The sequence below is a fragment of the Candidatus Woesearchaeota archaeon genome (genome assembly GCA_020854775.1).
Lineage (GTDB): Archaea > Nanobdellota > Nanobdellia > Woesearchaeales > 21-14-0-10-32-9 > 21-14-0-10-32-9.
Genome location: JAHKLZ010000055.1, coordinates 1 through 2,941, shown reverse-complemented (window position 1 = coordinate 2,941; position 2,941 = coordinate 1). Strand labels below are relative to the sequence as shown.

Here is a 2,941-nt window from a genome sequence, read left to right as displayed (position 1 = left end):
CGGCAACCTCAAGGAGCGGCTCAACATGAGGCGAACTCTTGTTTCTTCGGAACAAAGCCTCGAAGGCAAACTGTTCGTTGAGTTTATCGCCCTGATTTACCTGTCGTACATAAAGAAGCGAATGCAGGATACGGGCCTGTTTAGGGACTACACCCTGCAGGGACTTCTGGATAAACTTGATGTGATCGAATGCTTTGAGCATCCGGGGCAAAGACTGCTTGTCGGTGAAGTTTTGGAGAAACAGAAACAAATCTATGTCGCGCTGGGTGTTCCGCCTCCAGCCTCGTTATGAGTGGGCGGGAATCCAGGCTGAAAGGACGGACCGGTGCCGCCATTCTGGAGGTGAAGCCCGGAGGGCTCGCTGAAGCCATGAAGATGCTGCCCGGGGACATTATTCTCTTTTGCAACGGAAAGGCTGTTCCCTCAGTAGAGGGATTTTCCGCCCTTCTCGTGGAAGGGGAGAACACCTTCCATCTTCTGAGGAACGGAAAGGAACTCACCGTGGGAGGCAGCACCGTCACGGGATCGTTTTGAGGTGAAGGTTTTTCGGCTTTCCTGTGAGATGCACCCCCAAATTTTCGGGGGTGCATTTTTTATGGGCGGTTCAGCACAATGGCCGGTAGGAATGTATATTTTCCCCCGCCTCACCACCTGAAAACTCGCTCCTCGGCCACTTCGCACCCTTCTGGCAGATCATGAACCAGTTTTTTTAAAGGGAAAGGTCAGGAAATAACTGCCGTATTTTCTCAATTGCCTGTCTGTACTTTTTCAGCCGCTCAAAATCCTTCGGCCCCGGGTTCTGGATACGGGAGAGGTCGCAGTTCTCAATAAGGTCGGCCATCTTGACGATTCTCGCAAGGTCATTGGATGCCGCCCGAAAAATAAAAAGCTCATAGGGTTCTTCAGGTCGCCTTGTCAGTGCGTCAACTGCTTCCACGACCCTTTCCGGGAAGCCTTCCGCCCGAAGATCGTCGAGGGTCACTGTGGTATCTTCCACTACGTCGTGAAGCACGGCCGCCATTTTTGCCTCTTCCGGACCCACCCGTTCCATGACCCTGAGAGGATGGGTGATATAGGGCGCGCCTCCCTTGTCTGACTGCCCTTCGTGCGCTTTCCTCGCGATTTCTATGGCCCGTTCCAGTGTTGACATGTGCAAACCTCCTCTTGGAATCAGGATAGTTTTGCCGCCATCGGTGAAAAAGCAGGGCTGGGTATTCTGGTTGAAAAAAAGACAGTGTGAAGTCTTTTTATTATAAGTTCTTCATATTTCTTTGCTGGGAATCAAATAGTTCCAGCATCTCTTAAAGGAGAGGCTCTCTTTTTCAAATATGGCGGGCATACTTAGGCCGTATCTATTTCTTGCCAGAGTTCACAAGACTAACCCTTGTATAGTATTTGACTCCTCTCATTGTGCAGGTGGAGACAGTTGGAATCGACCTTTGGGATTTCATTTGGGGTTACAGTAATCATTTATTATATGGCTCATAATTTTTACGCCAAGTGTTATTTCTAGAGGGCTTAAATGCGCATAACCCATTATAATTTCATTCCTGTGACGGCCATGGTTTTGAAACGTGAAATTTTCTACAGGATAAACTGTCACACCACTTGAAGCGATACGGTTAATAAGCTCTGAATTAAAAATAATATTATGGAAGCAAGCAAGAACATGGAGTCCAGCTGTTTGACCTTTAATCTCAAATTCACCTGGTAAATGATTATGCAATTCGGAAATGAGATTCTTCCTTTTTTGATTATAAATCTTGTTTATCTTTGCTGTATGTTTTTCAAGTTGTCCACTGTTAATGTATTCAGCAAGAACATATTGTGAAAGAACTTCAGAATGGACATCAGCATTCATCTTTAAATATTCATATTCTTTTATGAGGGTATCAGGTAGGATCATAAATGCTAACCGAAGAGCAGGGGAAAGAATTTTACTGAATGAACTTAAATAAATAACTTTTTCTGGATTTAATTCATATAGCGAACTGATTGGTGCCCCCTCGAAGCGGAAAGTACTCCCATTGCCATAGTCGCTTTCGATAACATAACAGTCTTTTTCAGACACAAATTGAATCAATGATAGTCTCCTTTGAATAGGTAGAACACTTCCTAGAGGGTACTGATGAGAAGGAGTGGTGTAAATAAAAGATGCATCTGAATTTGTCTTTAAGAGGGAAGTATTAATACCCTTATCATCAGCCTCTATTCCTTCAACAGAAATACCCTCGGAGGTAATTATTTTTAAAATACTTGGATGAACTGGTTCTTCTACAAGGGCTTTTTTGTATTTTTTGAATAGCAACCTTGATAACAGAGCTAATCCTTGTGTTGCACCTGAAATAATCATTATATTCTTGGGATGGCATTCAATGCCACGTGTCCTAAATAAATATTGAGAAATACTTTCTCTTAATTCCCATACTCCACCAAAATTACAGTAACGGAAAACAGTTTTTGGCAAATTTCCACAAATTTTTTTGTAAAGATTGACCCATTCTTTTTGTGGGAATAATGAAAAATCAGGAACTCCGGACCGGAAATCAATAGTTTCTTCTTTTGTGTTGAATGGGGCTGAAATTTCTTTTAATTGCCTTATATATGCTGGCCTGTTATGTTTCGTGATCCCTTTTGCAACTAGAGTTCCAGAGCCATGTTTTCCCTCCAGATATCCCTCCGCTATTAATTGGTTATAGGCTTCCAAAACGGTATTTCTAGAAACACCAAGATGTTTTGAAAGTGTTCTGGAAGAGGGAAGTTTTTCTCCAGATGAAACAGTCCCACTCAATATAAAGTCCTTAATTGCTGAATATATCTGCCTTGAAAGAGGAATGCATTTTTTTTTATCAATTTTTATAATCATTTTTTTCTCCTAAAAAGTGGCCCAATTGAAATTCTTAGAAAGTGGAGCTAAAAAAAACCATATATTGATGCTATG

Annotated in this window: 4 protein-coding genes; 2 read left to right on the top strand and 2 right to left on the bottom strand. The window is 42.6% G+C overall.

What is annotated here, in order from left to right; genetic code table 11:
- A partial coding sequence (locus KO361_06385; GenBank protein MCC7575191.1) for a transposase occupies positions 1-292 on the top strand: 292 nt, incomplete at its 5' end.
- Positions 289-534: a PDZ domain-containing protein gene (locus KO361_06380; GenBank protein ID MCC7575190.1), complete on the top strand. Its 246-nt coding sequence runs from the start codon at positions 289-291 to the stop codon at positions 532-534. The genes KO361_06385 and KO361_06380, both read left to right, overlap by 4 nt.
- A 175-nt stretch (positions 535-709) precedes the next feature.
- Here the strand turns inward: KO361_06380 and KO361_06375 are convergent, their stop codons facing one another.
- Both KO361_06375 and KO361_06370 read right to left on the bottom strand, forming a co-directional pair.
- Positions 710-1,150 carry an HD domain-containing protein gene (locus tag KO361_06375; protein MCC7575189.1) on the bottom strand — a complete coding sequence of 147 codons (441 nt, stop codon included), beginning with the start codon at positions 1,148-1,150 and terminating at the stop codon, positions 710-712.
- A 297-nt stretch (positions 1,151-1,447) separates the two neighbouring features.
- The gene (locus KO361_06370; GenBank protein ID MCC7575188.1) at positions 1,448-2,866 is read right to left on the bottom strand and encodes a PLP-dependent aminotransferase family protein; all 1,419 of its coding nucleotides are present in this window, start codon (positions 2,864-2,866) and stop codon (positions 1,448-1,450) included.
- Positions 2,867-2,941: the final 75 nt, after the last annotated feature.